21 protein-coding genes and 1 pseudogene are annotated in these 26,230 nt (G+C 54.2%); 10 read left to right on the top strand and 12 right to left on the bottom strand.

What is annotated here, in order from left to right:
- Positions 1 to 5 precede the first annotated feature (5 nt).
- The 9 genes and pseudogenes from fixB to EAS44_RS25630 all read left to right on the top strand — a co-directional run bounded on the left by fixB (position 6) and on the right by EAS44_RS25630 (position 7,759).
- Positions 6 to 947, top strand: a complete 942-nt coding sequence (gene fixB / locus EAS44_RS20410) for an electron transfer flavoprotein subunit alpha/FixB family protein (protein ID WP_001091524.1) — start codon at positions 6 to 8, stop codon at positions 945 to 947.
- A 50-nt stretch (positions 948 to 997) separates the two neighbouring features.
- Positions 998 to 2,284 (top strand): FAD-dependent oxidoreductase, encoded by a 1,287-nt coding sequence (fixC, locus tag EAS44_RS20405; protein ID WP_025857873.1) that lies wholly within the window; start codon positions 998 to 1,000, stop codon positions 2,282 to 2,284.
- On the top strand, positions 2,281 to 2,568 hold the full coding sequence (gene fixX, locus EAS44_RS20400) for a ferredoxin-like protein FixX (protein ID WP_000203741.1): 288 nt from the start codon (positions 2,281 to 2,283) through the stop codon (positions 2,566 to 2,568). Before fixC ends, fixX begins: the two co-directional genes overlap by 4 nt.
- Positions 2,569 to 2,626: 58 nt before the next feature.
- Positions 2,627 to 3,958: an MFS transporter gene (yaaU, locus tag EAS44_RS20395; protein WP_001183207.1), complete on the top strand. Its 1,332-nt coding sequence runs from the start codon at positions 2,627 to 2,629 to the stop codon at positions 3,956 to 3,958.
- A gap of 107 nt (positions 3,959 to 4,065) precedes the next feature.
- Positions 4,066 to 4,596 carry a glutathione-regulated potassium-efflux system oxidoreductase KefF gene (gene kefF, locus EAS44_RS20390; RefSeq protein ID WP_000600749.1) on the top strand — a complete coding sequence of 177 codons (531 nt, stop codon included), beginning with the start codon at positions 4,066 to 4,068 and terminating at the stop codon, positions 4,594 to 4,596.
- Complete coding sequence (gene kefC / locus EAS44_RS20385; protein WP_000377122.1) at positions 4,589 to 6,451, top strand: glutathione-regulated potassium-efflux system protein KefC; 1,863 nt, start codon at positions 4,589 to 4,591, stop codon at positions 6,449 to 6,451. The genes kefF and kefC overlap by 8 nt, the downstream gene beginning before the upstream one ends.
- 191 nt (positions 6,452 to 6,642) lie before the next feature.
- Positions 6,643 to 7,122 carry a type 3 dihydrofolate reductase gene (gene folA / locus EAS44_RS20380; protein ID WP_000624375.1) on the top strand — a complete coding sequence of 160 codons (480 nt, stop codon included), beginning with the start codon at positions 6,643 to 6,645 and terminating at the stop codon, positions 7,120 to 7,122.
- Between the two features lie 85 nt (positions 7,123 to 7,207).
- Positions 7,208 to 7,441, top strand: coding sequence for a type II toxin-antitoxin system CcdA family antitoxin (locus EAS44_RS20375; protein WP_000125566.1), 234 nt, complete (start codon positions 7,208 to 7,210; stop codon positions 7,439 to 7,441).
- Positions 7,442 to 7,443: 2 nt separating this feature from the next.
- Positions 7,444 to 7,759: pseudogene (locus tag EAS44_RS25630) on the top strand (CcdB family protein).
- Here EAS44_RS25630 and apaH read toward each other — a convergent pair.
- Genes apaH through lptD form a run of 6 tightly spaced genes read right to left on the bottom strand, consistent with a single transcriptional unit; the run spans position 7,756 to position 14,491 of the window.
- Complete coding sequence (gene apaH, locus EAS44_RS20365) at positions 7,756 to 8,604, bottom strand: bis(5'-nucleosyl)-tetraphosphatase (symmetrical) ApaH (RefSeq protein WP_000257201.1); 849 nt, start codon at positions 8,602 to 8,604, stop codon at positions 7,756 to 7,758. The pseudogene EAS44_RS25630 and the gene apaH overlap by 4 nt on opposite strands.
- A gap of 6 nt (positions 8,605 to 8,610) precedes the next feature.
- Positions 8,611 to 8,988: a Co2+/Mg2+ efflux protein ApaG gene (gene apaG, locus EAS44_RS20360; RefSeq protein WP_000610901.1), complete on the bottom strand. Its 378-nt coding sequence runs from the start codon at positions 8,986 to 8,988 to the stop codon at positions 8,611 to 8,613.
- Positions 8,989 to 8,990: 2 nt separating this feature from the next.
- The gene (gene rsmA / locus EAS44_RS20355; RefSeq protein ID WP_001065363.1) at positions 8,991 to 9,812 is read right to left on the bottom strand and encodes a 16S rRNA (adenine(1518)-N(6)/adenine(1519)-N(6))-dimethyltransferase RsmA; all 822 of its coding nucleotides are present in this window, start codon (positions 9,810 to 9,812) and stop codon (positions 8,991 to 8,993) included.
- Positions 9,809 to 10,798 carry a 4-hydroxythreonine-4-phosphate dehydrogenase PdxA gene (pdxA, locus tag EAS44_RS20350; protein WP_000241229.1) on the bottom strand — a complete coding sequence of 330 codons (990 nt, stop codon included), beginning with the start codon at positions 10,796 to 10,798 and terminating at the stop codon, positions 9,809 to 9,811. Before pdxA ends, rsmA begins: the two co-directional genes overlap by 4 nt.
- A complete protein-coding gene (gene surA / locus EAS44_RS20345; protein ID WP_000800457.1) occupies positions 10,798 to 12,084 on the bottom strand; it encodes a peptidylprolyl isomerase SurA in 1,287 nt (428 codons plus the stop codon). Before surA ends, pdxA begins: the two co-directional genes overlap by 1 nt.
- Positions 12,085 to 12,136: 52 nt before the next feature.
- On the bottom strand, positions 12,137 to 14,491 hold the full coding sequence (gene lptD / locus EAS44_RS20340; RefSeq protein WP_025857867.1) for an LPS assembly protein LptD: 2,355 nt from the start codon (positions 14,489 to 14,491) through the stop codon (positions 12,137 to 12,139).
- A gap of 254 nt (positions 14,492 to 14,745) precedes the next feature.
- On the opposite strand from lptD, the gene djlA reads away from it, so the two are divergent.
- The gene (gene djlA / locus EAS44_RS20335; RefSeq protein WP_001200560.1) at positions 14,746 to 15,561 is read left to right on the top strand and encodes a co-chaperone DjlA; all 816 of its coding nucleotides are present in this window, start codon (positions 14,746 to 14,748) and stop codon (positions 15,559 to 15,561) included.
- A 149-nt stretch (positions 15,562 to 15,710) separates the two neighbouring features.
- On the opposite strand, the gene rluA is transcribed toward djlA, so the two are convergent.
- The 6 genes from rluA to araB all read right to left on the bottom strand — a co-directional run bounded on the left by rluA (position 15,711) and on the right by araB (position 26,071).
- Positions 15,711 to 16,370, bottom strand: a complete 660-nt coding sequence (gene rluA / locus EAS44_RS20330) for a bifunctional tRNA pseudouridine(32) synthase/23S rRNA pseudouridine(746) synthase RluA (RefSeq protein ID WP_000525162.1) — start codon at positions 16,368 to 16,370, stop codon at positions 15,711 to 15,713.
- An 11-nt stretch (positions 16,371 to 16,381) separates the two neighbouring features.
- Entirely contained in the window at positions 16,382 to 19,288 is a 2,907-nt protein-coding gene (gene rapA, locus EAS44_RS20325; protein WP_001117011.1) for an RNA polymerase-associated protein RapA, read from the bottom strand.
- Positions 19,289 to 19,451: 163 nt separating this feature from the next.
- Entirely contained in the window at positions 19,452 to 21,803 is a 2,352-nt protein-coding gene (polB, locus tag EAS44_RS20320; RefSeq protein ID WP_000035622.1) for a DNA polymerase II, read from the bottom strand.
- Positions 21,804 to 21,877: 74 nt separating this feature from the next.
- A complete protein-coding gene (gene araD / locus EAS44_RS20315; RefSeq protein WP_000888700.1) occupies positions 21,878 to 22,573 on the bottom strand; it encodes an L-ribulose-5-phosphate 4-epimerase in 696 nt (231 codons plus the stop codon).
- A gap of 284 nt (positions 22,574 to 22,857) precedes the next feature.
- Entirely contained in the window at positions 22,858 to 24,360 is a 1,503-nt protein-coding gene (araA, locus tag EAS44_RS20310) for an L-arabinose isomerase (protein ID WP_000151734.1), read from the bottom strand.
- Between the two features lie 10 nt (positions 24,361 to 24,370).
- A complete protein-coding gene (araB, locus tag EAS44_RS20305; protein WP_000951841.1) occupies positions 24,371 to 26,071 on the bottom strand; it encodes a ribulokinase in 1,701 nt (566 codons plus the stop codon).
- Positions 26,072 to 26,230: the final 159 nt, after the last annotated feature.

Here is a 26,230-nt window from a genome sequence, read left to right as displayed (position 1 = left end):
ATGCTATGAACACGTTTTCTCAAGTCTGGGTATTCAGCGATACCCCTTCTCGTCTGCCGGAACTGATGAACGGTGCGCAGGCTTTAGCTAATCAAATCAACACGTTCGTCCTCAATGATGCCGACGGCACACAGGCAATCCAGCTCGGCGCTAATCATGTCTGGAAATTAAGCGGCAAACCGGACGAGCGGATGATCGAAGATTACGCCGGTGTCATGGCTGACACTATTCGCCAGCACGGCGCAGACGGTCTGGTGCTGTTGCCAAACACCCGTCGCGGCAAATTACTGGCGGCGAAACTGGGTTACCGCCTTAACGCGGCGGTGTCTAACGATGCCAGCGCTGTTAGCGTGCAGGACGGTAAAGCGACAGTGAAACACATGGTTTACGGCGGTCTGGCGATTGGCGAAGAACGCATTGCCACGCCGTATGCGGTACTGACCATCAGCAGCGGCACGTTCGATGCGGCTCAGCCAGACGCGTCACGCACTGGCGAAACGCACACCGTGGAGTGGCAGGCTCCGGCTGTGGCGATTACCCGCACGGCAACCCAGGCGCGTCAGAGCAACAGCGTCGATCTCGACAAAGCCCGCCTGGTGGTCAGCGTTGGTCGCGGTATTGGCAGCAAAGAGAACATTGCGCTGGCAGAACAGCTTTGCAAGGCGATAGGTGCGGAGTTGGCCTGTTCTCGTCCGGTGGCGGAAAACGAAAAATGGATGGAGCACGAACGCTATGTCGGTATCTCCAACCTGATGCTGAAACCTGAACTGTACCTGGCGGTGGGGATCTCCGGGCAGATCCAGCACATGGTTGGCGCTAATGCGTCGCAAACCATTTTCGCCATCAACAAAGATAAAAATGCGCCGATCTTCCAGTACGCGGATTACGGCATTGTTGGCGACGCCGTGAAGATCCTTCCGGCACTGACCGTAGCTTTAGCGCGTTGATCCACTCTGGCAGGGCTGCATTTTGGCCCTGCCGCTGACAGGGAGCTCTTATGTCCGAAGATATCTTTGACGCCATCATCGTCGGTGCAGGGCTTGCCGGTTCGGTTGCCGCACTGGTGCTCGCCCGCGAAGGTGCGCAAGTGTTAGTTATCGAGCGAGGCAATTCCGCAGGTGCCAAGAACGTCACCGGCGGGCGTCTCTATGCCCACAGTCTGGAACACATTATTCCTGGTTTCGCAGACTCCGCCCCCGTAGAACGCCTGATCACCCATGAAAAACTTGCGTTTATGACGGAAAAGTCAGCGATGACTATGGACTACTGCAATGGCGACGAAACCTCGCCATCCCCGCGTTCTTACTCCGTTTTACGCAGTAAATTTGATGCCTGGCTGATGGAGCAGGCCGAAGAAGCGGGCGCGCAGTTAATTACCGGGATCCGCGTCGATAACCTCGTACAGCGCGATGGCAAAGTCGTCGGTGTAGAAGCCGATGGCGATGTGATTGAAGCGAAAACGGTGATCCTTGCTGATGGGGTGAATTCCATCCTTGCCGAAAAGCTGGGGATGGCAAAACGCGTTAAACCGACGGATGTGGCGGTTGGCGTGAAGGAACTGATCGAGTTACCGAAGTCGGTTATTGAAGACCGTTTTCAGTTGCAGGGTAATCAGGGCGCGGCTTGCCTGTTTGCGGGATCACCCACCGATGGCCTGATGGGCGGTGGCTTCCTTTATACCAATGAAAATACCCTGTCGCTGGGGCTGGTTTGTGGTTTGCATCATCTGCATGACGCAAAAAAATCGGTGCCGCAAATGCTGGAAGATTTCAAACAACATCCGGCCGTTGCACCGCTGATCGCGGGCGGCAAGCTGGTGGAATATTCCGCTCACGTAGTGCCGGAAGCGGGCATCAACATGCTGCCGGAGCTGGTCGGTGACGGCGTATTGATTGCTGGTGATGCCGCCGGAATGTGTATGAACCTCGGTTTTACCATTCGCGGTATGGATCTGGCGATTGCCGCCGGGGAAGCAGCAGCAAAAACTGTGCTTTCAGCGATGAAAAGCGACGATTTCAGTAAGCAAAAACTCGCGGAATATCGTCAGCATCTTGAGAGTGGCCCGCTGCGCGATATGCGCATGTACCAGAAACTACCGGCGTTTCTTGATAACCCACGCATGTTTAGCGGCTACCCGGAACTGGCGGTGGGCGTGGCGCGTGACCTGTTCACCATTGACGGCAGTGCGCCGGAACTGATGCGCAAGAAAATCCTCCGCCACGGCAAGAAAGTGGGCTTCATCAATCTGATCAAGGATGGCATGAAAGGAGTGACCGTTTTATGACTTCTCCCGTCAATGTGGACGTCAAACTGGGCGTCAATAAATTCAATGTCGATGAAGAGCATCCGCACATTGTTGTGAAGGCCGATGCAGATAAACAGGCCCTGGAGCTGCTGGTGAAAGCGTGCCCCGCAGGTCTGTACAAGAAGCAGGATGACGGCAGTGTGCGCTTCGATTACGCCGGATGTCTGGAGTGCGGCACCTGTCGCATTCTGGGGCTGGGGTCGGCGCTGGAACAGTGGGAATACCCGCGCGGCACCTTTGGTGTGGAGTTCCGTTACGGCTGATGTTGGTTTGATACGTAATGCCGTACTGACTCTCATTGCAAAAAAACAGGAATAACCCATGCAACCGTCCAGAAACTTTGATGATCTTAAATTCTCCTCTATTCACCGCCGCATTTTGCTGTGGGGAAGCGGTGGTCCGTTTCTGGATGGTTATGTACTGGTAATGATTGGCGTGGCGCTGGAGCAACTGACTCCGGCGCTGAAACTGGACGCTGACTGGATTGGCTTGCTGGGCGCGGGAACGCTCGCCGGGCTGTTCGTTGGCACATCGCTGTTTGGCTATATCTCCGATAAAGTCGGACGGCGCAAAATGTTCCTCATTGATATCATCGCCATCGGCGTGATATCGGTGGCGACGATGTTTGTCTCATCCCCCGTCGAACTGTTGGTGATGCGGGTACTTATCGGCATTGTTATCGGTGCGGATTATCCCATCGCCACCTCAATGATCACCGAGTTCTCCAGTACCCGTCAGCGGGCGTTTTCCATCAGCTTTATCGCCGCGATGTGGTATGTCGGCGCGACCTGCGCCGATTTGGTCGGCTATTGGCTTTATGATGTGGAAGGCGGCTGGCGCTGGATGCTGGGTAGCGCAGCGATTCCCTGTTTATTGATTTTGATTGGTCGATTCGAACTGCCTGAATCTCCCCGCTGGTTGTTACGCAAAGGGCGAGTAAAAGAGTGCGAAGAGATGATGATAAAACTGTTTGGCGAACCGGTGGCTTTCGAGGAAGAGCAGCCGCAGCAAACCCGTTTTCGCGATCTGTTTAATCGCCGCCATTTTCCTTTTGTTCTGTTTGTTGCCGCCATCTGGACCTGCCAGGTGATCCCAATGTTCGCCATTTACACCTTTGGCCCGCAAATCGTTGGTTTGTTAGGATTGGGGGTTGGCAAAAACGCGGCGCTGGGGAACGTGGTGATTAGTCTGTTCTTTATGCTCGGCTGTATTCCGCCGATGCTGTGGCTAAACACTGCCGGACGGCGTCCATTGTTGATTGGCAGCTTTGCCATGATGACGCTGGCGCTGGCGGTTTTGGGGCTGATCCCGGATATGGGGATCTGGCTGGTAGTGATGGCCTTTGCGGTGTATGCCTTTTTCTCTGGCGGGCCGGGTAATTTGCAGTGGCTCTATCCTAATGAACTCTTCCCGACGGATATCCGCGCCTCTGCCGTGGGCGTGATTATGTCCTTAAGCCGTATTGGCACTATTGTATCGACCTGGGCACTGCCGATCTTTATCAATAATTACGGTATCAGTAACACGATGCTAATGGGGGCGGGTATCTCGCTATTTGGCTTGTTGATTTCCGTAGCGTTTGCCCCGGAGACTCGAGGGATGTCACTGGCGCAGACCAGCAATATGACGATCCGCGGGCAGAGAATGGGGTAATTTGTTCAGATTTCTCTCTTTTCTGAATCAATATTATTGACTATAAGCTGCGTGAATATATGACTACACTTTGTGGGAAAACAAAGGCGTAATCACGCGGGCTACCTATGATTCTTATAATTTATGCGCATCCGTATCCGCATTATTCCCATGCGAATAAACGGATGCTTGAACAGGCAAGGACGCTGGAAGGCGTCGAAATTCGCTCTCTTTATCAACTCTATCCTGACTTCAATATCGACATTGCCGCCGAACAGGAGGCGCTGTCTCGTGCCGATCTGATCGTCTGGCAGCACCCAATGCAGTGGTACAGCATTCCACCGCTTCTTAAACTTTGGATCGATAAAGTTTTCTCGCACGGCTGGGCTTACGGTCACGGCGGCACGGCGCTGCACGGCAAACATTTGCTGTGGGCGGTGACGACCGGCGGTGGGGAAAGCCATTTTGAGATTGGTGCGCATCCGGGCTTTGATGTGCTGTCGCAGCCGCTACAGGCGACGGCAATCTACTGCGGGCTGAACTGGCTGCCACCGTTTGCCATGCACTGCACCTTTATTTGTGACGACGAAACCCTCGAAGGGCAGGCGCGGCACTATAAGCAACGTCTGCTGGAATGGCAGGAGGCACATCATGGATAGCCATACGCTTATTCAGGCGCTGATTTATCTCGGTTCGGCGGCGCTGATTGTACCCATTGCGGTACGCCTCGGTCTGGGATCGGTACTTGGCTATCTGATCGCCGGCTGCATCATTGGCCCGTGGGGGCTGCGACTGGTGACCGATGCCGAATCTATTCTGCACTTTGCAGAGATTGGCGTGGTGCTGATGCTGTTTATTATCGGCCTCGAACTCGATCCACAAAGGCTGTGGAAGCTGCGTGCGGCAGTGTTCGGCGGTGGCGCATTGCAGATGGTGATTTGCGGCGGCCTGCTGGGGCTGTTTTGTATGTTACTTGGGCTGCGCTGGCAGGTCGCAGAATTGATCGGCATGACGCTGGCGCTCTCATCAACGGCGATTGCCATGCAGGCGATGAATGAACGCAATCTGATGGTGACGCAAATGGGCCGCAGTGCCTTTGCGGTGCTGCTGTTCCAGGATATCGCGGCGATCCCACTGGTGGCGATGATCCCGCTACTGGCAGCGAGCAGTGCTTCGACGACGATGGGCGCATTTGTTCTCTCGGCGTTAAAAGTGGCGGGCGCGCTGGCGCTGGTGGTATTGCTGGGGCGCTATGTCACGCGTCCGGCACTGCGTTTTGTTGCCCGCTCTGGCTTGCGGGAAGTGTTTAGTGCCGTGGCGTTATTCCTCGTGTTTGGCTTTGGTTTGCTGCTGGAAGAGGTCGGCTTGTCGATGGCGATGGGCGCGTTTCTGGCGGGCGTACTGCTGGCAAGCTCGGAATACCGTCATGCGCTGGAAAGCGATATCGAACCATTTAAAGGTTTGCTGCTGGGGCTGTTTTTCATCGGCGTTGGCATGTCGATAGACTTTGGCACGCTGATTGAAAACCCATTGCGCATTGTCATTTTGCTGCTCGGTTTCCTCATCATCAAAATCGCCATGCTGTGGCTGATTGCCCGACCGTTGCAGGTGCCAAATAAACAGCGTCGCTGGTTTGCGGTGCTGTTAGGACAGGGCAGTGAGTTTGCCTTTGTAGTATTTGGTGCGGCGCAGATGGCGAATGTGCTGGAGCCAGAGTGGGCGAAATCGCTGACTCTGGCGGTGGCACTGTCGATGGCGGCAACGCCGATTCTGCTGGTAATCCTCAATCGCCTTGAGCAATCTTCTACTGAAGAGGCGCGTGAAGCCGATGAGATCGACGAAGAACAGCCGCGGGTAATCATTGCCGGATTCGGTCGTTTTGGGCAGATAACCGGACGTTTACTGCTCTCCAGCGGGGTGAAAATGGTGGTGCTCGATCACGACCCGGACCATATCGAAACGCTGCGTAAATTCGGTATGAAAGTGTTTTATGGCGATGCCACGCGGATGGATTTACTGGAATCTGCCGGAGCGGCGAAAGCGGAAGTGCTGATTAACGCCATCGACGATCCGCAAACCAACCTGCAACTGACGGAGATGGTGAAAGAACATTTCCCACATTTGCAGATTATTGCCCGCGCCCGCGATGTCGACCACTACATTCGTTTGCGTCAGGCAGGCGTTGAAAAGCCGGAGCGTGAAACCTTCGAAGGTGCGCTGAAAACCGGGCGTCTGGCACTGGAAAGTTTAGGTCTGGGGCCGTATGAAGCGCGAGAACGCGCCGATGTGTTCCGCCGCTTTAATATTCAGATGGTGGAAGAGATGGCAATGGTTGAGAACGACACCAAAGCCCGTGCGGCGGTCTATAAACGCACCAGCGCGATGTTAAGTGAGATCATTACCGAAGACCGTGAACATCTGTCATTAATTCAACGACATGGCTGGCAGGGAACCGAAGAAGGGAAACATACTGGCAATATGGCGGATGAACCGGAAACGAAGCCCTCATCTTAATAAAGAGTGACGTAAATCACGCTTTACAGCTAACTGTTTGTTTTTGTTTCATTGTAATGCGGCGAGTCCAGGGAGAGAGCGTGGACTCGCCAGCAGAATATAAAATTTTCCTCAACATCATCCTCGCACCAGTCGACGACGGTTTACGCTTTACGTATAGTGGCGACAATTTTTTTTATCGGGAAATCTCAATGATCAGTCTGATTGCGGCGTTAGCGGTAGATCGCGTTATCGGCATGGAAAACGCCATGCCGTGGAACCTGCCTGCCGATCTCGCCTGGTTTAAACGCAACACTTTAAATAAACCCGTGATTATGGGCCGCCATACCTGGGAATCCATCGGTCGTCCGTTGCCAGGACGCAAAAATATTATCCTCAGCAGTCAACCGGGTACGGACGATCGCGTAACGTGGGTGAAGTCGGTGGATGAAGCCATTGCGGCGTGTGGTGACGTACCAGAAATCATGGTGATTGGCGGCGGTCGCGTTTATGAGCAGTTCCTGCCGAAAGCGCAAAAACTGTATCTGACGCATATCGACGCGGAAGTGGAAGGCGACACCCATTTCCCGGATTACGAGCCGGATGACTGGGAATCGGTATTCAGTGAATTCCACGACGCCGATGCGCAGAACTCTCATAGCTATTGCTTTGAGATTCTGGAGCGGCGGTAATTTTGTATATTAGAATTCCGGCATCACTGATACGTGCAGATATCCGTGTATACCAGACGTATAAATTGTACAGGAGCACGAGATCATGACTGCAAAACGTACCACACAAAGTGTGACCGTCACCGTCGACCGTGAGTTAGTCAATCGCGCTCGTGATGCAGGCTTAAATATGAGCGCCACCCTTACGGTTGCGCTCAATGCTGAACTTAAAAAACATGCAGCAACACGTTGGCGTGAAGAGAACGCAGAAGCTATCGCTGCGTTAAATCAATTGGCTGATGAAACCGGATGTTTCTCTGATGAGTACCGGAGCTTCTAGCGATGCAATTTACGGTATACCGCAGTCGCGGCAGGAACGCCGCGTTTCCCTTTGTTATTGATGTTACCAGCGACATTGTTGGTGAGATTAATCGCCGTATCGTTATTCCATTAACACCTATTTGAACGATTTAGCCGTATTCGCCCACCAGAACGGCTTAACCCAATCCTTTTACCGGTAGACGGCAAAGAATATGTGCTCATGACGCATGAGACTGCAACTGTTCCAGTTAACGCGCTGGGAACGAAATTTTGCGATGCCAGCGCGCACCGAACGTTGATTAAAGGAGCATTAGATTTTATGCTCGACGGGATTTAAGACGCTACCGCCTCTCCCTCACTCAAATCCTTATGCCGGTTCGACGGCTGGACAAAATACTGTTTATCTTCCCAGCGCAGGCAGGTTAATGTACCACCCCAGCAGCAGCCGGTATCCAGCGCGTAAATACCTTCCGGCGTACCTTTGCCTTCCAGCGATGCCCAGTGACCAAAGGCGATGTTGTACTCTTCAGCGACGGGGCCAGGAATCGCAAACCACGGTTTCAGTGGGGCAGGGGCCTCTTCCGGCGATTCTTTGCTGTACATATCCAGTTGACCGTTCGGGAAGCAAAAACGCATACGGGTAAAGGCGTTGGTGATAAAACGCAGTCTTCCCAGCCCCCGCAATTCCGGCGACCAGTTATTTGGCATATCGCCGTACATGGCATCAAGGAAGAAGGGATAGGAGTCACTCGACAGCACCGCTTCTACATCGCGCGCGCACTCTTTGGCTGTCTGCAGATCCCACTGCGGCGTGATCCCGGCGTGGGCCATCACTAACTTTTTCTCTTTGTCGATTTGCAGCAAAGGCTGGCGACGCAGCCAGTTAAGCAGCTCGTCGGCATCCGGCGCTTCCAGCAGCGGTGTCAGGCGATCTTTCGGTTTATTGCGGCTGATCCCGGCAAATACCGCCAGCAGATGCAGATCGTGATTACCCAGCACCAGACGTACGCTGTCGCCTAAGGATTTCACATAGCGCAGAACATCCAGCGAACCCGGGCCGCGCGCGACCAGATCGCCCGTCAGCCAGAGGGTATCTTTCCCAGGGGTAAATTCTACTTTATGCAGCAATGCGATCAGTTCATCGTAACAACCATGAACGTCGCCAATAAGGTATGTCGCCATATTCTTTTAATGAATGAGTGTGGGAACGGCGAGTCGGAATACGGGAATGTCGATGCTGAAAGGGACGCCATTTTCATCGATCATTTCGTAGTGACCCTGCATGGTGCCCAGCGGGGTTTCAATGATTGCACCGCTGGTGTACTGGTACTCTTCGCCAGGCGCGATAAGTGGCTGGACGCCAACCACTCCTTCGCCCTGGACTTCGGTTTCACGGCCATTGCCATTGGTGATCAGCCAGTAACGCCCCAACAACTGCACTGGCGCTCGCCCCAGATTGCGTATGGTTACGGTATAAGCAAAAACGTAACGTTCATTATCAGGTGAAGATTGGGCCTCAATGTAGACGCTTTGAACCTGAATACACACTCGGGGCGAATTGATCATCGTTAACTCTCCTGCAAAGGCGCGTTCTCCGCCAGATAGTTCGCCATCTGGCAATATTGCGCGACAGAGATATTTTCCGCTCGCATCGCCGGGTCGATCCCCATTCCCGTTAACACCTCGACGCTAAACAGGTTGCCGAGGCTGTTACGAATGGTTTTACGACGCTGGTTAAAGGCTTCAGTGGTGATGCGGCTCAACACGCGAACATCTTTAACCGGGTGAGGCATCGTTGCATGAGGAACCAGGCGCACGACGGCGGAATCCACTTTGGGTGGTGGTGTAAAGGCTGACGGCGGTACTTCCAGCACCGGGATCACGTTGCAATAGTATTGCGCCATGACGCTTAATCGACCATACGCCTTGCTGTTCGGTCCTGCAACCAGACGATTCACCACTTCTTTTTGCAACATAAAGTGCATGTCGGCAATGGCATCAGTATAGCTAAACAGATGGAACATCAACGGCGTGGAGATGTTATAAGGCAGGTTGCCGAAAACACGCAGCGGCTGGCCCATTTTCGCGGCCAGTTCGCCAAAGTTAAAGGTCATCGCATCCTGCTGATAAATCGTCAGTTTCGGGCCTAAGAATGGATGCGTTTGCAGACGTGCCGCCAGATCGCGGTCAAGTTCGATGACCGTCAGCTGGTCCAGACGTTCGCCGACCGGTTCGGTCAATGCCGCCAGACCGGGGCCGATTTCGACCATCGCCTGGCCCTTCTGCGGGTTAATGGCAGAAACAATGCTGTCGATCACGAACTGATCGTTGAGAAAGTTTTGCCCGAAGCGTTTACGGGCTAAGTGGCCCTGGTGGACTCGATTATTCATTGGGTGTTAACAATCATTTTGATGGCGAGATTAAGCGCCGTAATAAAACTGCCGACATCGGCTTTACCACGTCCCGCCAGTTCAAGCGCGGTGCCGTGGTCCACTGATGTGCGAATAAAGGGCAGGCCCAGCGTAATGTTCACACCGCGCCCGAAGCCCTGGTATTTTAGCACGGGAAGACCCTGATCGTGGTACATCGCCAGCACGGCGTCGGCGTTATCGAGATATTTCGGCTGAAACAGGGTATCGGCAGGCAGCGGCCCGTTGAGTTTCATCCCCTGTTCCCGCAGCTCGTTGAGTACCGGAATAATGGTGTCTATCTCTTCCGTACCCATATGACCGCCTTCGCCCGCGTGCGGATTCAGCCCGCAGACCAGAATGCGCGGTTCGGCAATACCAAATTTGGTCCGCAAATCGTGATGCAAAATAGCAATCACTTCGTGCAAAAGGGCAGGGGTGATAGCATCTGCAATATCGCGCAGCGGTAAATGCGTCGTTGCCAGCGCCACGCGAAGTTCTTCGGTCGCCAGCATCATCACCACTTTTTTCGCCTGCGAACGCTCTTCGAAAAACTCGGTATGCCCGGTAAACGGAATGCCTGCGTCGTTAATGACGCCTTTATGCACGGGGCCTGTGATCAGCGCAGCAAATTCACCGTTCAGACAGCCATCACACGCTCGCGCCAGCGTTTCCACCACATAGTGCCCATTTTCAACTGCTAACTGCCCCACAGTGACAGATTCACGTAGCGCGACAGGAAGTAGCGTTAATGTGCCCGCAGTTTGCGGTTGTGCAGGGGAGTTGGGGGAATAAGGGCGGAGGGTGAGCGGCAAACCGAGCATCGCTGCCCGGTCGGTAAGGAGAGTGGCATCGGCACAAACAACCAGTTCGACTGGCCACTCACGCTGTGCAAGCTGGACAATTAAGTCCGGGCCAATCCCGGCGGGCTCGCCGGGAGTGATCACAACACGTTGGGTTTTAACCATTAGTTGCTCAGGATTTTAACGTAGGCGCTGGCACGTTGTTCCTGCATCCAGCTTGCTGCTTCTTCCGAGAACTTACGGTTCATCAGCATGCGGTATGCACGATCTTTCTGTGCCGCGTCGGTTTTATCGACATTACGGGTATCCAGCAGTTCGATTAAATGCCAGCCGAATGAAGAGTGAACCGGTGCACTCATTTGACCTTTGTTCAGGCGGGTCAGGGCGTCACGGAAGGCCGGATCGAAAATATCTGGTGTAGCCCAGCCGAGATCACCGCCCTGGTTAGCAGAGCCTGGATCCTGAGAGAACTCTTTCGCTGCGGCAGCAAAAGTCGTTTTACCACTCTTGATATCGGCAGCAATCTGTTCCAGTTTCACGCGGGCCTGTTCGTCAGTCATGATCGGCGACGGTTTCAGCAGAATATGGCGAGCATGGACTTCGGTCACCGAGATATTTTTGCTTTCGCCGCGCAGGTCGTTAACTTTCAGAATATGGAAGCCAACGCCGGAACGAATCGGGCCAACAATGTCGCCTTTCTTCGCGGTGCTTAATGCCTGGGCGAAGATCCCCGGCAACTCCTGAATACGGCCCCAGCCCATCTGGCCGCCGTTCAGCGCCTGCTGGTCGGCAGAATGAGCAATCGCCAGCTTACCGAAATCAGCGCCGTTACGCGCCTGATCGACAATGGCGCGTGCCTGGCTTTCCGCTTCGTTCACCTGATCAGAGGTCGGGTTTTCCGGCAGCGGGATCAGGATGTGGCTCAGGTTCAGCTCAGTGCTGGCGTCGTTTTGGTTACCCACTTGCTGCGCCAGGGATTCGACTTCCTGCGGCAGGATGGTGATGCGACGACGCACCTCGTTGTTACGCACTTCAGAGATAATCATCTCTTTGCGGATCTGGTTACGATAGGTGTTGTAGTTCAGACCATCGTAAGCCAGACGGCTGCGCATCTGATCCAGCGTCATGTTGTTCTGTTTCGCGATGTTAGCAATCGCCTGATCCAGCTGCTCATCGGAGATTTTCACTCCCATTTTCTGCCCCATCTGCAGGATGATTTGATCCATGATCAAACGTTCCATGATTTGGTGGCGCAGCGTCGCGTCATCAGGAAGTTGCTGCCTTGCCTGAGCAGCGTTCAGTTTTACCGACTGCATTAATCCATCAACGTCGCTTTCCAGCACGACGCCGTTATTGACGACGGCTGCGACTTTATCGACTACCTGGGGGGCAGCGAAACTGGTATTCGCGATCATGGCGATACCGAGAAGCAGCGTTTTCCAGTTCTTCATACTTTTTCCATTTCAATTAACCGCACTGCGGATTACGTGGTAAATCAACAAATCACAAAGTGTTTTGATACGGCAGAATGTTCGAACGCAGCATCTCTTGCGTACCCAGACCGTAGTTGGAGCTCAGGCCGCGAAGTTCGATGTTAAAGCCGATTGCGTTGTCATATACCGCATGTTGTTTATCGTTATCCCAACCGTTCAGCTTCCGCTCGTAACCGACGCGAATCGCATAGCAGCAGGAGCTGTATTGCACACCTAACATAGAGTCGGCTTGCTTGTTCGCATTGGTGTCGTAGTAGTAGGCCCCAACAATGGACCAACGATCGGCAATTGGCCAGCTGGCGACGGCACCTACCTGCGAAATACCATTCTTATATTGCTCAGCAGTGGAATAGTACTTAGGCAGCGTTGCCTGAATATATTCCGGGCTGGCGTAACGGTAATTCAGCTGTACCAGACGGTCTTCATCCCGACGGTATTCAATGCTGGAGTTACTGGTCGCTACGTTATCCAGACGTGTATCGTACTGAATCCCGCCACGCAATCCCCAACGATCAGAGATGCGCCAGTAAGTATCGCCTGCCCATACCAGTGAGCCCGTTTTGTCGTCATTCTCCCATGTTATGTTGTCATCGCCAGTGCGAGACTCCGTGAAATAGTAGATTTGACCAACGGAAATATTAAAACGTTCAACGGCAGCATCATCATATATGCGAGATGTGACACCGGTCGTCACCTGGTTAGCGGAGGCAATACGGTCAAGACCGCCGTAAGTCCGGTCCCGGAACAGGCCGGAGTAGTCAGATTGCAGCAGCGACGAGTCGTAGTTATAGATTTTGCTCTGATCGCGATATGGCACATACAGATACTGCGCGCGTGGTTCCAGTGTCTGGGTATAGCCCGGCGCCAGCATTTCCATATCACGCTCGAAGACCATTCTACCGTCTACCTTGAACTGCGGCATTACACGGTTAGCGGACTCTGCCAGCTTGGTCGTGTTTCTGGAGTTATACCAGTCAAGATTGGTTTGCTGATAATGGGTTGCCAGCAACTTCGCTTCAGTATTGATGCTGCCCCAGTTATTAGAGAGCGGCAGATTGATGGTCGGTTCCAGGTGAACACGAGTCGCCTCTGGCATGTCATCTCTGGTGTTAACAAAGTGCACCGCCTGGCCGTAAATTCGCGTATCGAAAGGACCGACATCGTTTTGATAGTAGTTAACGTCTAACTGCGGTTCTGCCGAGTAGCTACTGGTGTTCTGCTCGCTGAAGACCTGGAACTGCTTGGTTGAAACGGTGGCATTGAAGTTTTGCACCGCATAGCCAACGCTGAATTTTTGCGTTGCGTAGCCGTCGGTACTGGAACCGTACTTGTTATCGAAATCATTGAAGTAGCTAGGATCGCTGACCTTGGTGTAGTCGACGTTGAAACGCCACACCTGATCCATGACCCCGGAGTGGTTCCAGTAGAATAACCAACGACGTGAACTGTCATCGTTCGGGTGTTCATCTTTATAGACTTTATCTGAAGGCAGATAGTCCAGTTCCATCAAGCCAGCGCCCGCCTGGGAGAGGTAGCGGAATTCGTTCTCCCACATGATATTGCCACGACGATGCATATAATGCGGCGTGATGGTGGCATCCATATTTGGCGCGATGTTCCAGTAATATGGCAGGTAGAACTCAAAGTAGTTGGTGGTGGTGTACTTGGCGTTCGGGATCAAGAAACCAGAGCGACGTTTGTCACCCACCGGCAACTGCAAATAGGGGCTATAAAAGATCGGTACCGGACCCACCTTAAAGCGGGCGTTCCAGATCTCCGCAACTTGTTCTTCGCGGTCATGAATAATTTCGCTACCTACCACGCTCCAGGTGTCAGAACCCGGCAGACAGGAGGTAAAGCTACCGTTATCCAGAATGGTATAGCGGTTTTCGCCACGTTGTTTCATCAGGTCCGCTTTACCGCGGCCCTGGCGACCCACCATCTGGTAATCACCCTCCCAGACGTTGGTATCTTTGGTGTTCAGATTCGCCCAGCCTTTCGGCCCTTTGAGGATCACCTGGTTATCGTCGTAATGGACATTACCGAGCGCATCAACGGTACGTACCGGCTCCGGTTGTCCTGGTGCCTCTTTTTGATGGAGCTGCACTTTGTCGGCCTGCAGACGGCTGTTACCCTGCATGATATCCACGCTGCCAGTAAACACGGCGTCATCCGGGTAGTCCCCTTTCGCGTGGTCAGCATTGATAGTCACGGGTAAGTCATTGGTATCGCCCTGTACCAGAGGACGGTCATAGCTTGGCACGCCCAACATGCACTGTGAGGCGAGGTCGGCTGCCAGTCCCTGTTGACTATAAAGGGCGGTGGCAATCATGGTGGCCAGGAGAGTGGGGATACGTTTTTTCATACGTTGATTTTATTGTTCCATCATCGGTAACGTTGCGCGTGACAAACGGTCAGAGACTAACGTACTCGTCATCTCTACGCTAGTGTTAATCCTGTCCGAATAGCGTCTGTGGTGTTAGGCACGGCATTGAATGACAGGTATGATAATGCAAATTATAGGCGATGTCTCACAATAGACCGCAGCCAGAAATGGGTAAAAGCGCCTTTATATTGTGGGAGATAGCCCTGATATCCGTGTGTCGATTTGGGGAATATATGCAGTATTGGGGAAAAATCATTGGCGTGGCCGTGGCCTTAATAATGGGCGGCGGCTTTTGGGGCGTAGTATTGGGCCTGTTAATTGGCCATATGTTTGATAAAGCCCGTAGCCGTAAAATGGCGTGGTTCGCCAACCAGCGTGAGCGTCAGGCGCTGTTTTTTGCCACCACTTTTGAAGTGATGGGGCATTTAACCAAATCCAAAGGTCGCGTCACGGAGGCTGATATTCATATCGCCAGTCAGTTGATGGACCGAATGAATCTGCATGGCGCTTCCCGTACTGCGGCGCAAAATGCATTCCGGGTGGGAAAATCAGACAATTACCCGCTGCGCGAAAAGATGCGCCAGTTTCGCAGTGTCTGCTTTGGTCGTTTTGACTTAATTCGTATGTTTCTGGAGATCCAGATTCAGGCGGCGTTTGCTGATGGTTCACTGCACCCGAATGAACGGGCGGTGCTGTATGTCATTGCCGAAGAGTTAGGCATCTCCCGCGCCCAGTTTGACCAGTTTTTGCGCATGATGCAGGGCGGTGCACAGTTTGGTGGCGGTTATCAGCAGCAATCTGGCGGTGGTAACTGGCAGCAAGCGCAGCGTGGCCCGACGCTGGAAGATGCCTGTAATGTGCTGGGCGTGAAGCCGACGGATGATGCGACCACCATCAAACGTGCCTACCGTAAGCTGATGAGTGAACACCATCCCGATAAGTTGGTGGCGAAAGGTTTGCCGCCAGAGATGATGGAGATGGCGAAGCAGAAAGCGCAGGAAATTCAGCAGGCCTATGAGCTGATAAAGCAGCAGAAAGGGTTTAAATAAGTTTCAACGTGTAGGCCTGATAAGACGCGGTAGGCCGGATAAGACGCGCCAGCGTCGCATCCGGCGAGCAGCATCAGACAATCGGCGCAAAATTGCCGGATGCGGCGTGAACGCCTTCTCCGGCCTACCGAACTTCGCCAGCGTGACTATTAAAAATCCGCTGGTGCTTTAAACGTCATACTATTGCCATACGCCGGATGGGTAATCGTCAGCATCTCTGCATGTAGCAACAAACGCGGTGCCATTGCTCTCGCTTCTGGTGATGCATAAAAACGATCGCCGAGAATCGGATGACCCAGCGCCAGCATATGCACACGCAGCTGATGCGAACGCCCGGTAATCGGTTTTAACACCACTCTTGCCGTGTTATCCGCTGCATATTCCACCACTTCATATTCCGTCTGCGCAGGTTTACCTGTTTCGTAACAGACTTTCTGTTTCGGGCGGTTTGGCCAGTCGCAAATCAGCGGCAGATCCACCAGACCTTCCGCAGGGGATGGATGCCCCCAGACGCGGGCCACATACTGCTTTTTCGGCTCGCGCTCGCGGAACTGGCGTTTTAACTCCCGCTCCGCGGCTTTGGTCAGCGCCACTACAATCACGCCGCTGGTAGCCATATCCAGACGATGCACCGATTCTGCCTGCGGATAATCACGCTGAATGCGCGTCATCACGCTGTCTTTGTGCTCTTCCAGACGACCCGGCACAGACAACAAACCGCTCGGCTTGTTGACCACCATAATATGGTCATCCTGATACAGGACAACCAGCCAGGGGTCCTGCGGCGGATTGTAGTTTTCCATCCCCATCTTCGGCTCCGTTACTGATGCGTCACAACGATCAAACGCAGGGCATCCAGACGCCAGCCTGCCTGATCCAGGCTTTCCATTACCTGCTGACGGTTGCTCTCAATGGCGGTCAGTTCGTCGTCACGAATGTTCGGGTTAACTGCACGCAGCGCTTCCAGACGAGACAGCTCGGCAGACAGTTTTTCGTCGGCTTCGTTACGCGCTGCATCAATCAATGCACGGGCAGATTTCTCGATCTGCGCTTCCCCCAGCTGAAGGATAGCGTGAACATCCTGCTGCACGGCGTTAACCAGCTTGCTGCCGGTGTGACGGTTAACCGCGTTAAGCTGGCGGTTAAAGGTTTCAAACTCTACCTGCGCCGCCAGGTTGTTGCCGTTTTTATCCAGCAGCATACGTACCGGCGTCGGTGGCAGGAAGCGGTTGAGCTGCAACTGCTTCGGAGCCTGGGCTTCAACCACATAAATCAGTTCCACCAACAGCGTACCTACCGGCAACGCTTTGTTTTTCAACAGTGAAATCGTGCTGCTACCGGTATCGCCAGAAAGGATCAGATCCAGACCGTTGCGGATCAGCGGATGCTCCCAGGTAATAAACTGTGCATCTTCACGCGCCAGCGCCACTTCACGGTCGAAGGTGATGGTGATGCCATCTTCCGACAGGCCAGGGAAGTCCGGCACCAGCATATGATCGGACGGCGTCAGCACGATCATGTTGTCGCCGCGATCGTCCTGATTGATACCGATAATATCGAACAGGTTCATGGCGAAGGCGATCAGGTTGGTATCGTCATCCTGCTCTTCAATGCTTTCTGCCAGTGCCTGGGCTTTTTCGCCACCGTTGGAATGGATTTCCAGCAGGCGGTCACGACCTTGTTCCAGCTGTGCTTTCAGCGCTTCATGTTGCTCGCGGCAGTTTTTGATCAGATCGTCAAAGCCTTCGGTTTGATCCGGTGAAGCCAGATAGTTAATCAGATCGTTGTATACGCTATCGTAAATAGTGCGTCCGGTCGGGCAGGTGTGCTCGAATGCATCCAGACCTTCGTGATACCAGCGCACCAGCACCGACTGAGCAGTTTTTTCCAGATAAGGCACATGGATCTGAATATCGTGCGCCTGACCGATACGATCCAGACGCCCAATACGCTGCTCCAGCAGATCCGGGTTGAATGGCAGGTCAAACATTACCATGTGGCTGGCGAACTGGAAGTTACGTCCTTCAGAACCGATTTCCGAGCACAGCAGTACCTGCGCGCCGGTGTCTTCTTCGGCAAACCAGGCGGCAGCGCGGTCACGTTCGATAATCGACATACCTTCGTGGAATACCGCGGCGCGAATACCTTCACGTTCGCGCAGTACCTGCTCCAGTTGCAGCGCAGTGGCAGCTTTGGCGCAGATCACCAGCACTTTCTGAGAGCGATGGCTGGTCAGGTAGCCCATCAGCCACTCAACGCGCGGATCGAAGTTCCACCAGGTGGCGTTATCACCTTCAAATTCCTGATAAATACGCTCCGGGTAGAGCATATCGCGAGCGCGATCTTCCGCACTTTTGCGTGCGCCCATAATGCCGGAGACTTTAATAGCCGTCTGATACTGCGTCGGCAGCGGCAGCTTAATGGTGTGCAGCTCGCGTTTCGGGAAGCCTTTCACACCGTTACGGGTGTTACGGAACAGCACGCGGCTGGTGCCGTGGCGATCCATCAGCATCGAAACCAGCTCCTGACGGGCGCTCTGGGCATCTTCGCTGTCGCTGTTTGCTGCTTGCAACAGCGGCTCGATATCCTGCTCGCCGATCATCTCACCGAGCATGTTCAGTTCGTCATTGCTGAGTTTGTTACCAGCCAGCAGCATGGCAACGGCGTCCGCAACCGGACGATAATTTTTCTGCTCTTCAACGAATTGCGCAAAATCGTGGAAACGGTTCGGGTCCAGCAGACGCAGACGGGCGAAGTGGCTTTCCATCCCCAGTTGTTCCGGGGTTGCGGTCAGCAGCAGAACGCCGGGCACGTGCTCTGCCAGTTGTTCAATGGCCTGATATTCACGGCTCGGCGCATCTTCGCTCCACACCAGGTGATGCGCTTCATCGACCACCAGCAGGTCCCACTCGGCTTCACAGAGATGTTCCAGACGCTGTTTGCTACGACGGGCAAAATCCAGCGAGCAAATCACCAGCTGTTCGGTGTCGAACGGGTTGTAAGCATCGTGCTGAGCTTCGGCATAACGCTCATCATCAAATAGCGCAAAGCGCAGGTTGAAACGGCGCAGCATTTCTACCAGCCACTGATGCTGTAAGGTTTCCGGGACGATAATCAGCACACGTTCAGCAGCGCCAGAGAGCAGTTGCTGATGCAGGATCATCCCGGCTTCAATGGTTTTCCCTAAACCCACTTCGTCAGCCAGCAGGACGCGCGGCGCGTGGCGGCGACCAACATCATGAGCGATGTTGAGCTGGTGCGGGATCAGGCTGGTACGCTGACCGCGCAGGCCGCTGTACGGCATACGGAACTGTTCGCTGGAATACTTACGCGCGCGATAACGCAGCGCAAAGCGGTCCATACGGTCAATCTGCCCGGCAAACAGACGGTCCTGCGGTTTGCTGAACACCAGTTTGCTATCAAGGAAAACTTCACGCAGGGCCACGCCGGACTCTTCAGTATCAAGGCGAGTACCGATATAGGTCAGCAAGCCATTTTCTTCTTTTACTTCTTCGACTTGCATCTGCCAGCCGTCATGGCTGGTAATGGTATCACCAGGGTTGAACATCACGCGGGTCACGGGGGAATCACTGCGTGCGTACAGACGGTTTTCACCAGTAGATGGGAAAAGTAAAGTGACAGTTCGCGCATCCACCGCGACAACGGTTCCAAGTCCCAATTCGCTTTCTGTATCGCTGATCCAGCGTTGACCAAGTGTAAAAGGCATATGTGTTCGGCTCTATATCTTTAATTGCAGGCAATAACCACCCGCTACCGTGCTTATGAGGTAGTGGTGTTATTCAGGTCCAGGAATGGAAAGGGCGCTATGGTACTGGATGGCAAAGCATTCGTCACGCATCAAAATGGTATCTGGCGAACTCTTTTTTTGCTCAAAATAGCCCAAGTTGCCCGGTCATAAGTGTAGCAAAATTATCCTCAATAAAAGGGAGTATTCCCTCCGCCACGGGTTGTAACTGGCGGGTCAGATAGTGTTCGTAATCCAGCGGTGAACGTTGGTAGTCCAGCGGCTCCGGGCCGTTGGTGGTCCATACGTACTTAATGGTGCCGCGGTTCTGATATTGCAAGGGGCGACCGCGCTTATGGTTTTCTTCATCGGCAAGGCGAGCGGCGCGTACATGAGGCGGAACATTACGCTGATATTCGCTCAGCGGACGGCGAAGGCGTTTACGGTAAACCAGCCGCGTGTCCAGTTCGCCCGCCATCAGCTTGTCGATGGTTTCGCGCACGTATTCCTGATATGGCTCGTTGCGGAAGATGCGCAGGTAAAGCTCCTGCTGAAACTGCTGGGCCAGCGGCGTCCAGTCGGTGCGCACGGTTTCCAGCCCTTTAAACACCATCCGCTGTTTGTCGCCCTCCTGAATCAGTCCGGCGTAGCGCTTTTTGCTGCCGGTATCGGCCCCGCGAATGGTTGGCATCAGAAAACGGCAGAAATGGGTTTCATACTCCAGTTCCAGTGCGCTGGTCAGCCGTTGTTTTTGCAGCGTTTCCGCCCACCAGGCGTTAACGTGCTGCACCAGTGCACGACCGATTTTCGCTGCTTCTTCTTCCGAATGTGCACCTTTCAGCCAGACAAACGTTGAGTCGGTATCGCCGTAGATAACATCATAGCCCTGCGCTTCAATCAAGGTTTTGGTTTGCCGCATGATCTGATGACCACGCATGGTGATCGACGATGCCAGGCGTGGATCGAAGAAACGGCAGGCGGTGGTGCCGAGCACACCATAAAAGGCATTCATAATGATCTTCAGCGCCTGCGAAAGCGGCTTATTACCCTGACGTTTGGCTTCATCGCGCCCGTGCCAGATGTTAGTCACAATCTCCGGCAGGCAATGTTTCTCCCGTGAGAACCAGGCATCGAGAAAACCTTCGGTACTGTGCTCTGGATCAGGCTGCGCCATGCCTTCCACCAGCCCGACGGGATCAATCAGAAAGGTGCGGATGATCGACGGGTACAGGCTTTTGTAGTCCAGCACCAGCACCGAATCATAAAGCCCAGGTCGCGAATCCATCACGTAGCCGCCAGGGCTGGCGTGCGGCGGCACTTCGCCGAGATTAGGCGCGACATAACCAGCGCGATGCATACGGGGAAAATAGAGATGACCAAACGCTGCCACCGAACCGCCGTGTCGATCTACCGGCAGGCCGTTCACCGTCGCCCGTTCGAGCAAAAACGGCATGATTTCAGTTTTGTGGAAGATCTGCGTCACCAGCTCGCAATCTTTCAGGTTATAAGTTGCCAGCGCAGGCTTATCTTCGGCGAAACGGCGGTCAATTTCGTCCATTCGATCCCACGGGTTATCGATAGATTTTCCTTCGCCTAATAACTCCTGAGCGACGGTTTCCAGCGAGAATGAAGAGAAATTCCAGAACGCGGATTTCAGCGCCTCGATACCGTCGATAATCAGTCGCCCTTTGGCCTGAGCAAAAAAGACGTCGTTTTTAAAGCCGTGCTCGCGCCACTCCAGCTCGCTGTTATCACGCCCCAGACGCAGCGGAATACGGTAACGCTCGGCATGTTTTTGCAGCATTCGCAGATCGAACTGCACCACGTTCCAACCGATGATCACATCAGGATCATGAGTCGCAAACCAGGCGTTAAGTTTTTCCAGTAGCAGCGGGCGGCTGGCGACGTATTCCAGTTCAAAATCGAGCGCGGAGGCGTCGCCATTCTCTGGCCCCAGCATATAAACGATACGCTGCCCGCAACCTTCCAGGCCGATGCAGTACAGCTCACCGTGGCGGGTGGTTTCAATATCAATAGAAACCCACTTGAGCGGCGGACGATAGTCGGGATGCGGTTTCAGACGGGCATTAACGATAGCGCCGTTGCGCATATCACCCTCGACCCACACTGGCGAGGTGATAAACCGCTCCATCAGATAGCGTTCTGGCGGGCGCACATCGGCCTCGTAGACGGTAACGCCACCTTCACGCAGGCGCTTTTCGTAATTCATCAACTGGCGATGGGCGCGACAGTAAAGGCCATACACCGGCTGGCGGTGAAAATCTTTTAACGCCAGCGGCGTCAGGCGAAAGCCTTGTTCACCCTGCAAAATATGCTGAGCGCGGGGAACATGATCGGCGGGAATAAATGCCACGGACTCTTGCGGCGCAAGCGTAACCTGCAACGGCCCGTTGTCCGTTGCCAGCCAGAAGGAAACTTCGGTCCCTTGCGGGGTGTCCCGCCAGTGTCGGGTTAAGATAAAACCTGCCTGCGCCACGCTGAAAATCCAATAAAAAACCAGGCTTGATTATAGCCTGGTTTCGTTTGATTGGCTGTGGTTTTATACAGTCATTACTGCCCGTAATATGCCTTCGCGCCATGCTTACGCAGATAGTGTTTATCCAGTAGCGTTTGCTGCATATCCGGTAACTGCGGCGCTAACTGACGGCAGAATATACCCATATAAGCGACTTCTTCCAGCACGATGGCGTTATGCACCGCATCTTCGGCATTTTTGCCCCATGCAAACGGGCCGTGAGAATGGACCAGCACGCCGGGCATTTGCGCTGCATCGATACCCTGTTTTTCGAAGGTTTCTACGATGACGTTACCGGTTTCCCACTCATATTCACCGTTGATTTCTGCGTCGGTCATTTTGCGGGTGCAGGGAATGGTGCCGTAGAAATAGTCGGCGTGGGTGGTACCGGTTGCTGGAATCGACTGACCCGCCTGCGCCCAGATGGTGGCGTGGCGCGAGTGTGTGTGCACAATGCCGCCAATAGACGGGAATGCCTGATAGAGCAGCCGGTGAGTTGGCGTGTCGGAGGAGGGCTTTTTCGTACCTTCAACCACTTCACCGGTTTCGATGCTGACCACGACCATATCGTCAGCGGTCATGGTGCTGTAGTCGACGCCGGAAGGTTTGATCACCAGGACGCCGCGCCCGCGATCAACGGCGCTGACATTGCCCCAGGTGAGCGTGACCAGGTTGTGTTTTGGCAGCGCCAGGTTGGCTTCTAAGACCTGGCGTTTGAGATCTTCTAACATGTTGACTCCTTCGTGCCGGATGCGCTTTGCTTATCCGGCCTACAAAATCGCAGCGTGTAGGCCTGATAAGACGCGTCGGCGTCGCATCAGGCGGTGAATGCCGGATGCGCTTTGCTTATCCGGCCTACAAATCCGGAACGCGTAGGCCTGATAAGACGCGCCAGCGCCGCATCAGGCGGTGAATGCCGGATGCGCTTTGCTTATCCGGCCTACAAATCCGGAACGCGTAGGCCTGATAAGACGCGTCAGCGTCGCATCAGGCGTTACATACCTGATGCGGCTACTTAGCGACGAAATCCGTAATACACTTCGTTCCAGCGCAGCGCGTCTTTAAACGCTGGAAGGCGGGTATCGTTATCAATCACTGTGATTTCAATGTCGTGCATCTCGGCGAACTGGCGCATATCGTTGAGGTTCAGCGCATGGCTGAAGACGGTATGGTGCGCGCCACCGGCAAGGATCCACGCTTCGGAAGCGGTCGGCAGATCCGGTTGCGCTTTCCACAGCGCATTCGCCACCGGCAGTTTCGGCAGGGAGTGCGGTGTTTTCACCGTGTCGATGCAGTTAACCAGCAGACGGTAACGATCGCCGAGATCAATCAGGCTGGCGACAATGGCTGGACCGGTTTGAGTGTTGAAGATCAGGCGGGCAGGATCGTCTTTACCGCCAATACCGAGATGCTGAACGTCGAGGATCGGTTTCTCTTCCACAGCGATCGACGGACAGACTTCCAGCATATGGGAGCCGAGTACCAGGTCATTACCTTTCTCGAAGTGATAGGTGTAGTCCTCCATAAAGGAGGTGCCGCCCTGCAGACCGGTTGACATCACCTTCATGATGCGAAGCAGGGCGGCAGTTTTCCAGTCGCCTTCGCCCGCAAAGCCGTAGCCCTGCTGCATCAGACGCTGTACGGCCAGACCCGGAAGCTGTTTCAGGCCGTGCAAATCTTCAAAGGTAGTAGTGAAAGCGTGGAAGCCACCTTGTTCCAGGAAACGCTTCATCCCCAGCTCAATACGCGCCGCTTCCAGCACGTTCTGTCGTTTTTCGCCGTGGATTTGTGTGGCAGGTGTCATGGTGTAGCAGCTTTCGTACTCATCGACCAGCGCGTTAACATCGCCGTCGCTTATGGAGTTCACCACCTGCACCAGATCGCCAACCGCCCAGGTATTGACGGAGAAACCAAACTTGATCTGTGCGGCAACTTTATCGCCATCGGTGACCGCTACTTCACGCATGTTATCGCCAAAACGGCAGACTTTCAGATGACGGGTATCCTGTTTAGAGACCGCCTGACGCATCCAGGAGCCAATACGCTCATGTGCTTGTTTATCCTGCCAGTGACCGGTAACAACGGCATGTTGCTGACGCATACGCGCGCCGATGAAGCCGAACTCGCGACCGCCATGCGCGGTCTGGTTCAGGTTCATAAAGTCCATGTCGATGCTGTCCCACGGCAGCGCCGCGTTGAACTGGGTGTGGAATTGCAGCAACGGTTTGTTGAGCATGGTCAGGCCGTTGATCCACATTTTGGCCGGGGAGAAGGTGTGCAGCCACACCACCAGACCAGCGCAACGATCGTCGTAATTCGCGTCGCGGCAAATAGCGGTGATTTCATCCGGCGTGGTGCCCAGCGGTTTCAGCACCAGTTTGCAGGGCAACTTCGCTTCTGTATTCAGTGCATTAACAACGTGTTCCGCATGTTGCGTCACCTGGCGCAGAGTCTCCGGGCCGTAAAGATGTTGGCTGCCAATTACAAACCACACTTCATAATTATCAAAAATCGTCATTGTCGTGTCCTTATAGAGTCGGAACGGCCTGGGCAGCCTGTGCCGGGGCGGAAGTTGGAGGATAGTGTTGTTCGGCGCTCATCGCCCATTGCTGATAGCGGCGATAAAGCTGTTCAAAGCGTTGTGCCTGTTCGCTGCGCGGTTGCAGGGTTTTCTCTACCGCACTGGCCATTTTTTGCTGGGCTGATGGGATGTCTGCGTGCACTTTCGCGGCGACAGCAGCAAAAATCGCCGCACCGAGCGCACAGCACTGGTCAGAGGCAACAATTTGCAGCGGGCGATTCAGCACGTCGCAGCAGGCCTGCATAATGACCTGGTTTTTCCGCGCGATGCCGCCCAGCGCCATCACGTTATTGACGGCGATCCCCTGATCGGTAAAGCACTCCATGATTGCGCGTGCGCCAAAGGCGGTGGCGGCAATTAAACCGCCGAACAGCAGCGGAGCGTCGGTGGCGAGGTTCAGATCGGTAATCACTCCTTTCAGGCGTTGGTTAGCGTTTGGCGTGCGGCGACCGTTAAACCAGTCGAGCACCACCGGCAGGTGATCCAGAGACGGATTTTTGGCCCATGCTTCGGTCAGCGCCGGAAGCAGTTGTTTCTGGCTGGCGTTGATTTGCTCTTTCAGTTCCGGATGCTGGGCGGCAAGCTGTTCCAGCGGCCAGCTGAGTACGCGTCCAAACCAGGCGTAGATATCACCAAACGCCGATTGGCCTGCTTCCAGACCGATAAATCCAGGCACCACGCTGCCATCAACCTGACCGCAAATACCTTTCACTGCCCGCTCGCCAACGCTCTGTTTGTCGGCAATCAGAATGTCGCAGGTGGAAGTACCGATAACTTTTACCAGAGCGTTAGGCTGTGCGCCTGCGCCAACTGCGCCCATATGGCAGTCAAACGCGCCGCCGGAAATCACCACGCTTTCAGGCAGGCCGAGACGCTGCGCCCATTCCGGGCATAAGGTGCCCACCGGAATATCGGCAGTCCAGGTGTCAGTGAATAGTGGGGAAGGCAAATGGCGATTGAGGATTGGGTCCAGCTCATCAAAGAAACTGGCTGGCGGCAGGCCACCCCAGCTTTCGTGCCACAGAGATTTATGCCCGGCGCTGCAACGTCCGCGACGAATATCCTGCGGGCGGGTGGTACCGGAAAGCAGAGCTGGTACCCAGTCGCACAGCTCAATCCACGATGCGGCAGATTGCGCCACGGCGCTGTCCTGGCGAGTCACATGCAGGATTTTTGCCCAGAACCATTCGCTGGAATAAATACCGCCAATATAGCGGGAGTAGTCAACGTTGCCCGGCGCGTGGCACAAACGGGTAATCTCTTCCGCTTCTTCAACCGCGGTGTGGTCTTTCCACAATACGAACATCGCGTTCGGGTTTTCGGCAAACTCCGGGCGCAGCGCCAGGACGTTACCGTCGGCGTCAATCGGTGCGGGCGTCGAGCCGGTTGTGTCAACGCCAATCCCGACCACAGCTGCGCGCTGCTCGGCGCTAAGCTCTGCAAGCACGGTTTTCAGCGCCGCTTCCATTGACTCAATGTAGTCACGCGGATGATGACGGAACTGGTTATTTGGGGCATCACAAAATTGCCCTTTCTGCCAACGGGGATACCACTCTACGCTGGTGGCGATCTCTTCACCGGTGGCGCAATCCACCGCCAAAGCTCGCACAGAATCACTGCCAAAATCGAGGCCAATTGCAATCGCCATCGTTTCACTCCATCCAAAAAAACGGGTATGGAGAAACAGTAGAGAGTTGCGAAAAAAAGCGTCAGGTAGGATCCGCTAATCTTATGGATAAAAATGCTATGGCATAGCAAAGTGTGACGCCGTGCAAATAATCAATGTGGACTTTTCTGCCGTGATTAT

Source organism: Escherichia coli DSM 30083 = JCM 1649 = ATCC 11775 (assembly GCF_003697165.2).
Classification (GTDB): domain Bacteria; phylum Pseudomonadota; class Gammaproteobacteria; order Enterobacterales; family Enterobacteriaceae; genus Escherichia; species Escherichia coli.
This window is presented reverse-complemented; position numbering and strand designations above follow the sequence as displayed.

Coding starts and splice junctions, on each gene's coding strand:
- fixB (WP_001091524.1), top strand. CDS start 6: ATGAACACGTTTTCTCAAGTCTGGGTATTCAGCGATACCCCTTCTCGT.
- fixC (WP_025857873.1), top strand. CDS start 998: ATGTCCGAAGATATCTTTGACGCCATCATCGTCGGTGCAGGGCTTGCC.
- fixX (WP_000203741.1), top strand. CDS start 2,281: ATGACTTCTCCCGTCAATGTGGACGTCAAACTGGGCGTCAATAAATTC.
- yaaU (WP_001183207.1), top strand. CDS start 2,627: ATGCAACCGTCCAGAAACTTTGATGATCTTAAATTCTCCTCTATTCAC.
- kefF (WP_000600749.1), top strand. CDS start 4,066: ATGATTCTTATAATTTATGCGCATCCGTATCCGCATTATTCCCATGCG.
- kefC (WP_000377122.1), top strand. CDS start 4,589: ATGGATAGCCATACGCTTATTCAGGCGCTGATTTATCTCGGTTCGGCG.
- folA (WP_000624375.1), top strand. CDS start 6,643: ATGATCAGTCTGATTGCGGCGTTAGCGGTAGATCGCGTTATCGGCATG.
- EAS44_RS20375 (WP_000125566.1), top strand. CDS start 7,208: ATGACTGCAAAACGTACCACACAAAGTGTGACCGTCACCGTCGACCGT.
- apaH (WP_000257201.1), bottom strand. CDS start 8,604: ATGGCGACATACCTTATTGGCGACGTTCATGGTTGTTACGATGAACTG.
- apaG (WP_000610901.1), bottom strand. CDS start 8,988: ATGATCAATTCGCCCCGAGTGTGTATTCAGGTTCAAAGCGTCTACATT.
- rsmA (WP_001065363.1), bottom strand. CDS start 9,812: ATGAATAATCGAGTCCACCAGGGCCACTTAGCCCGTAAACGCTTCGGG.
- pdxA (WP_000241229.1), bottom strand. CDS start 10,798: ATGGTTAAAACCCAACGTGTTGTGATCACTCCCGGCGAGCCCGCCGGG.
- surA (WP_000800457.1), bottom strand. CDS start 12,084: ATGAAGAACTGGAAAACGCTGCTTCTCGGTATCGCCATGATCGCGAAT.
- lptD (WP_025857867.1), bottom strand. CDS start 14,491: ATGAAAAAACGTATCCCCACTCTCCTGGCCACCATGATTGCCACCGCC.
- djlA (WP_001200560.1), top strand. CDS start 14,746: ATGCAGTATTGGGGAAAAATCATTGGCGTGGCCGTGGCCTTAATAATG.
- rluA (WP_000525162.1), bottom strand. CDS start 16,370: ATGGGGATGGAAAACTACAATCCGCCGCAGGACCCCTGGCTGGTTGTC.
- rapA (WP_001117011.1), bottom strand. CDS start 19,288: ATGCCTTTTACACTTGGTCAACGCTGGATCAGCGATACAGAAAGCGAA.
- araD (WP_000888700.1), bottom strand. CDS start 22,573: ATGTTAGAAGATCTCAAACGCCAGGTCTTAGAAGCCAACCTGGCGCTG.
- araA (WP_000151734.1), bottom strand. CDS start 24,360: ATGACGATTTTTGATAATTATGAAGTGTGGTTTGTAATTGGCAGCCAA.
- araB (WP_000951841.1), bottom strand. CDS start 26,071: ATGGCGATTGCAATTGGCCTCGATTTTGGCAGTGATTCTGTGCGAGCT.